General features: G+C 79.0%; 3 protein-coding genes and 1 pseudogene. 3 read left to right on the top strand and 1 reads right to left on the bottom strand.

Annotation, left to right across the window (positions count from 1 at the left end):
* Both IE321_RS42685 and IE321_RS41070 read left to right on the top strand, forming a co-directional pair.
* Positions 1–513: pseudogene (locus IE321_RS42685) on the top strand (hypothetical protein); the annotation flags it as partial.
* 80 nt (positions 514–593) lie between these two features.
* Positions 594–1,940 (top strand): MFS transporter, encoded by a 1,347-nt coding sequence (locus IE321_RS41070; protein WP_190226720.1) that lies wholly within the window; start codon positions 594–596, stop codon positions 1,938–1,940.
* Here the strand turns inward: IE321_RS41070 and IE321_RS41065 are convergent.
* Complete coding sequence (locus IE321_RS41065; protein WP_190226719.1) at positions 1,915–2,889, bottom strand: serine hydrolase domain-containing protein; 975 nt, start codon at positions 2,887–2,889, stop codon at positions 1,915–1,917. The two genes, IE321_RS41070 and IE321_RS41065, sit on opposite strands and share 26 nt — an antisense overlap.
* A 164-nt stretch (positions 2,890–3,053) precedes the next feature.
* Here IE321_RS41065 and IE321_RS42970 point away from each other — a divergent pair.
* A partial coding sequence (locus IE321_RS42970; protein WP_373316670.1) for an RNA polymerase sigma factor occupies positions 3,054–3,825 on the top strand: 772 nt, incomplete at its 3' end.

The following is a 3,825-nucleotide window of genomic DNA, read 5'->3' as shown; positions in this document are numbered from 1 at the left end:
GCGCCCGCCCCGCGCACCCCGTCGGCGGCGCCGGGCGCCCTCGCGCCCGCCGCCCAGCGGCCCCCCTCGGCCCTGCCGACCGAGCCGGAGCCGCCGGCGCAGGCCGAGCCCCGCGAGGAACTGGCCGAGGCGGAGCCGGCGGAGGGAGCGGGGGAGAGCCGGTCAGGGGCTCCTCCGGCACGGTCCCGGGCGGACGCCCTCCCCGCCGCCGGGACGGCCGGACAGGGGGTGCCGGGGGGCGGCGCGGCGGATCCGTCACCCGGCCGCGCGTCCGGCGGACGCGCCCCGGGCGGCCCCGCGCCGGAAACCCACGGCCCGCGGCCCCGACCGGCCGGCGGGACCCCGCGTCCCCGCGCCCGCACCACTCCTCCCGCCCCCTCCACGGCCCGCACTCCCGCACCGCGCCCGGCGACCGGGCAGGTCCCCGAGATGCGGAGCCTGTGCCGCGAGGCGCAGCGGATCGACGCCCCGATGGGCGCGGCGGAGCTGTGCCGGGGCATGTACGGAGGCTGAGCGGGAGGCCCGAGTGGCCCACTCCGACGGGCCGTCAATGGACCAAGGAGAGCGGGCCACCCGACCGTACGGTCGTGTCCATGGCGAACCCCTCCCCGGCGGACACCACCCCGACGGCCACCTCTGCGACGACCAACCCCCCGGCGGCCACCTCCCCGACGACCAACCCCCCGGCGTCGACCTTCCCGGCCCGCCCCGCAGCCCCCCGCACCCTGCTCCTCGCCCAGCTCTGCAACTCCGTCGGCGACGGGGCCTTCTACGTGACCTCCGCGCTGTACTTCACCGGCGTCGTCGGGCTCTCCGCCGGGCAGGTCGGCGCGGGGCTCGCCGTCGCCTGGGCGGTGGGTTCGACGGCCGGGGTGGCGCTCGGGACGCTCGCCGACCGGCGCGGGCCGCGCGGCACCTCCGTGCTCCTCGCCCTCGTCACGGCGGCGGCGGTCGCCGCCTTCCTCCTCATCGACTCCTTCCCGGCCTTCCTCGCCGCCGCCACCCTGTACGCCTCCGCGCAGAGCGGCCTCGCCGCCGCCCGGCAGGCCCTGCTCGCCGGACTGGTCGCGCCGGAGGCCCGCACCGCCGTCCTCGCCCGCCTCCAGGCCGTCCTGAACGCCGGGCTCGCCGTCGGCGCGGCCCTCGGCGGCCTCGCCCTGTACGCCGGCACCCGCGGCGCGTACCTCGCCGTCCTCGCCCTGGACGCGGGCGGGTTCCTGCTCTGCGCCCTGCTGCTCGGCCGGCTCCCCGCCCCCGCGCCGCTCCCGGCCGTCCCCGGCCGCGGCGGCTCCGGGACGGCGGTCCTGCGCGACCGCCCCTACGTGGTCCTCGCCCTCCTCAACGCGCTGCTGCTGCTGCGGATGCCGGTCCTGAGCCTCGCCCTGCCGCTGTGGATCGCGCAGCGGACGGCGGCGCCCGGCTGGACGGTCTCGGCGCTCTTCGTCCTCAACACCACGGCCGTCACCCTCTTCCAGGTCCGTGCCGCCCGCTCGGTCACCGACCTGGACTCGGCCGCCGGGGCCGTACGCGGCGCGGGCGCCGTCCTGTTCGCCGCCTGCGCCGTCTTCGCGGCGACAGCGCTCCCCGGACTCGGTGCCGGCACGGCCGTCACGGTCCTCGTCCTCGGCTCCGTGCTCCTCGTCGTCGCGGAGATGCGGCACTCCGCCGGTGCCTGGCAGCTCGGCCTCGGCCTGGCGCCCGCCGACCGCGTCGGCCAGTACCAGGGCTTCTACGGCGCCGGCGTCCCGGTGGCCCGGACGCTGGGGCCGCTCGTCGTCACGACCCTCCTCGTCGGGGGCGGCCCCGCCGGCTGGCTGCTGCTCGGCGGCGTCTTCGCCCTGGCCGCCGCCGCGACAGGCCCGGCGGCCCGCTGGGCGGCCCGGACACGTCCCCTGCCCGAGGCGCCGGCGGCCGTCAGCTCCGCGACCGGCCGTCCGTGAGGAGCGCGAAGCCCGCGCGGTCGACCGAGACGCTCGCGGCCGCCAGCACCACCACGCCGGTGCCGGACTCCCGGTCCAGGCCGAGCCAGGAACGGAAGCCGCCGGTACCGCCGTTGTGCATCGTGACCGTCAGGTTCCTGACCCGCAGGGTGATCCAGGCCGCGCCGATCCGGGTTCCCGCCGTGAACGGGACGACGGGATCGAGCGCGGCCGTCCCCGGCGCCGAACCGTCGAGGAGCGCGGCGGTGAACCGCGCCATGCTGCCGATGTCGGCCCGGATGCCGCCCGCGGGACCCAGCGCCTCGCCCGTCCACGGCTCGCGCGGCCTGCCGCGCCGGGTCGTCCCCGCCAGCGCCCCCGGCCGCAGACCGCCCGGCCCCGCCGGAAGGTAGAAGCGGTCGAGACCGAGCGGCGTGCCGACGCGGGCGGAGACCAGCTCCTCGTACGACGTCCCGGCCGCCGCCGCCAGCGCGTGCCCCAGCAGCTCGAAGCCGAGGTTGGAGTAGCGGGGCTTCGGGGAGCCCGGTCGTACCGCCCGCGCCTGGTCGAGCAGTGCGGCCACGTCCTCGCCGTACGGATTGGTGCCGTGCCGCCACAGCGCGAAGGTCCGCCGCCACGGCTCCGCCGACGCCGGCACCCTCGGCAGCCCCGAGCGATGCGTGGCCAGCGCCCCGAGCGTCACCCCGCCGGCCGGCACGTCGGCCAGCGGCAGCAGCTCCCCGAGCGCCGTCCCCGCCGTCACCTCGCCGCGCGCCAGCGCGTCCGCGTACAGCAGCCCGGTCACGCCCTTCGACACCGACCCGATCTCGTAGTCGGCGCCGGGCGCGGCCCCCACCGAGGCCGTCGTCGCGCCCCCGGGACCGACCACCGCCGCGGCGACCGGGAACCGTCCGCCCGTCAGCGCCCGCAGCCGCTCCGCCAACCGCTCGTCCCCGTGATCACCGTCCATGCGGGCCAGCCTAGGAGGCGGCGCGGTGGCGCGGCTCCGCCTCCGGCCCCTCCTGTGACCCACGTCACGGATTCCGCTTTCCCTCTTTCCGTTATCGCCGTCCACGGCCGAGGCTCTCCCAGGCGCAGGAAACTCCGGGAACGGGCGAGAGAAGGACGGACGGCGTGCAGCGGACGAGCGAAGCGGATCAGATGACCGAGTGGATACGGGCGGCGCAGTACGGGGACCCCTGGGCGTGCGACCAGGTCCTCGGCGCCCACCGGCCGCTCCTCCACGCCCTGGTGTCCCGCGCCCTCGACACCCGTCCCGCCGGCGCCGTCGAGGCCGTCGTCCGCGACACCCTGCGCCGCGCCCACGGCTCCCTCCACACCCTGCCGTACCCGGAGGCGTTCCGGCCCTGGCTCCTCGCCCTGGCCGTCGACACCACCCTCGCCCACGCCGCCGCCGGCCCCGACGGGACCGGCGGATGGCTGGACACGCAGGACGCCGTCCTCGCGTCGCTCGGGTCGCTGGAGGGCGAGGGGTGGCTCCTCCGCCACGAGACGACCGCCGCGCTCCAGTGGACGCCGGAGGAGACCGCGCTGCGCATGGAGACGGTCCGCACGCGCGTCGAGGCGGCCCGGTCCGTCGGCGCCGCCCTCGGGCGCCGGCCGCGCTGCCCCGGCCTCCAGGAGCTGACCGCCGGGTGGGACGGGCGCCCCGGCGCCGGGTGGCGCGACCACCTGGCCGCGCACACGAGCCGGTGCGACGCCTGCCGCGGGGTCGCCCCGGCTCCGGTGGCCGCCGCCCCCGCCCCGGGCCCGTCCGCCGCCGAGGAGTGGCCGACGGTCGGCACGGACGACGTCACGCACGCCTACGACCTCGCCTACGAGCTGGCGGCGCCCGCCCCGGCCGCCGCCGCGCCCGGCGGCCCCGGGCTCGGCGACCGCCGCCCCC

This window comes from Streptomyces hydrogenans, from assembly GCF_014656075.1.
GTDB classification, from domain to species: domain Bacteria; phylum Actinomycetota; class Actinomycetes; order Streptomycetales; family Streptomycetaceae; genus Streptomyces; species Streptomyces hydrogenans.
The sequence above is the reverse complement of the archived record's forward strand: the minus strand, read 5'-3'. Positions and strand labels throughout refer to the sequence as shown.

Bases quoted from the DNA above. Each gene is read 5' to 3' on its own strand.
- IE321_RS41070 (WP_190226720.1), top strand. From the start codon at position 594: ATGGCGAACCCCTCCCCGGCGGACACCACCCCGACGGCCACCTCTGCG.
- IE321_RS41065 (WP_190226719.1), bottom strand. From the start codon at position 2,889: ATGGACGGTGATCACGGGGACGAGCGGTTGGCGGAGCGGCTGCGGGCG.